The organism is Sulfurimonas sp., assembly GCF_016744025.1.
GTDB lineage: Bacteria > Campylobacterota > Campylobacteria > Campylobacterales > Sulfurimonadaceae > Sulfurimonas.
Window position 1 is genome coordinate 1 of the sequence record NZ_JADGFC010000234.1, and the last position, 2,036, is coordinate 2,036.

General features: G+C 26.6%; 2 protein-coding genes and 1 pseudogene. All 3 read right to left on the reverse strand.

The genetic code is table 11. The features are described 5' to 3' along the window. Nucleotides 1-132 precede the first annotated feature (132 nt). Nucleotides 133-459: a hypothetical protein gene (locus QZZ48_RS15580; protein ID WP_294967173.1), complete on the reverse strand. Its 327-nt coding sequence runs from the start codon at nt 457-459 to the stop codon at nt 133-135. After that, nucleotides 456-1,562 carry a Mu-like prophage major head subunit gpT family protein gene (locus QZZ48_RS15585; RefSeq protein ID WP_294967174.1) on the reverse strand — a complete coding sequence of 369 codons (1,107 nt, stop codon included), beginning with the start codon at nt 1,560-1,562 and terminating at the stop codon, nt 456-458. Before QZZ48_RS15585 ends, QZZ48_RS15580 begins: the two co-directional genes overlap by 4 nt. Nucleotides 1,563-1,564: 2 nt before the next feature. Further along, nucleotides 1,565-2,036 (reverse strand): annotated as a pseudogene (locus QZZ48_RS15590) (hypothetical protein); the annotation flags it as partial.

The following is a 2,036-nucleotide window of genomic DNA, read 5'->3' on the forward strand; positions in this document are numbered from 1 at the left end:
CTTTTTTTAAATCACTACTTTTGTAATAATAAACAGTTCCTGTATTTATATTTAATGCAACTGCAATATCTGAAACACTTTTTTCATCTTCAATATAAAACTTTTTTGCTTTATCTCTTTTTGTCATCTTATTTATCCTATTATATTGACTTGTATTTTTATCTCATATATGAGTAACTTACCATCTTTTTTATATGGGCTACATCTCATAAGTTTTAAAGATGGACATTGGTTTATCTCATTTAAGCTATCATTTAAGCTTGTGTAAATTTTAGTTTTATCTTTATTGAATAATGCTATAGCTACAAATAGTGAAAAATTATAATCAATGTTTGAATGATTTTTAATATTCACATCATCAAATACTAGATAACTTCCCTCTCTATTTATATCATTCTCTAAAAGTTTACATGTAACATTGTCAGTTATGACTTTTTGAGCCTTATTTATATCTATCATGAAAACTCTTTTCGTGTACTTGTTTTAAAACAATATTGTTGTGGTAGCTCATCAATCTCAACTTCTTTAAAAGGTGCTTTTTTTAATAACTCTAAAGCTTTCTCATATATTTTCATCTCTATTTCAGTTATATCATTTTGTCTTACAAACAATAAAAATCTAAAATAAGCTATATCAAATATTATTGCATTACCTACATCTTTATTCTTTATAATTTCATCAGCTTCAACAATTGCAGTATCTAGTAATGAACCATCAGAAAAATAAGCTAGTTGCCAAAATGTATAACCTGCATTATCCATAGTATCAACACCATAGTGCATTTTTTTAGCTTTAAACATATCGCTATCATCTTTCTCAATTTTAGCTTCCTTTGTAATTTGAATTACAAATGGTTTGATAGGTTTTGAGTTATCAACTAAACACCAACTATTATCAGCCATAGTAGGGATTACTCTAAATTTAACTAAACCTTTTGTGATGTTTGAAGTTCCATCAATAGTATCACTATTTAAAATCTTCATTGCTGTAGCTAAAAGATTTGGAGCAATATATAAAGTTGTAGGTTCAATATCATATGGTTCATTGTTTTCATTTTTAAGATTTAACATAGAACTATAAATAGCCATAAGATTTACATCACTTAAAGGTAAGTCAGTTGTATTACTTGCTACTCCCTCACCAATAGAATGAGCTGCATTAAAAAATGTTTTTCCATCATAACAAACATCATTAGAAACAATAAGAGTTCCTATATATTTGTTAAAGTGTTGATTTACAGTATGTGCTAAACTTTGAACTCTTGGAGTTACTAAACCTAAGTTATCAAAAAGAATATCATCTCTTGTAATAGTTACACTTGATTCCCAATCTTTTTTAGAGATAGTATAAGTATGTGCTGTTAAATCTTTTAAATCTCTATCACCAATCCATTCTTTCATTGATGGAAAATCTTCTAACCAAGAGTAAGTTACTGAATGGTTTTTAGTTTTAACAACAGTTGCTAACTCTTTATAATACTCTTTAGTATTTTTTAGAGCATCGTTATAGATTTTCTTTACACCTTTATCAAGTGCTAATAAGTTTTCTGAATTTATAATCATAATTATACCCCTAGTTGTTCAAATACAGCAGTTTCAGCTTGTGTATTTGTATCATTGTTTTCTTGTGTATTTAACTCTTGTTTTAAACCATCTACTTGTGGCTTTACATTTAAAGTTGCAATATATCCATCAATTTGATTTACTTCTAAACCAAGTGCAAATTCTTTTGAAGCTGGTAACATTGATCCACCTGCAATAGCATTATCAACTTTTGTAACTTTTAAATTATCTGTTAAAGTTTTGATTTGTTCATCTCTTTGATTTAACTGTAAAGTCATATCATCAATTTTTTTATTTAATTCTTTTTTTAACTCTTCATCCATATTGTTTTTTTCCTTTTTATTTTGTTCATCTTGAAGATTATCATCTTCTAAATTCTCTTTTTTATTTAAAGCTTTATTTAGTAAATTTGGTTGATTTACAAGCCCAACTCCAACTATTGATATAACATTTCTATTTCTATCTACCATATAC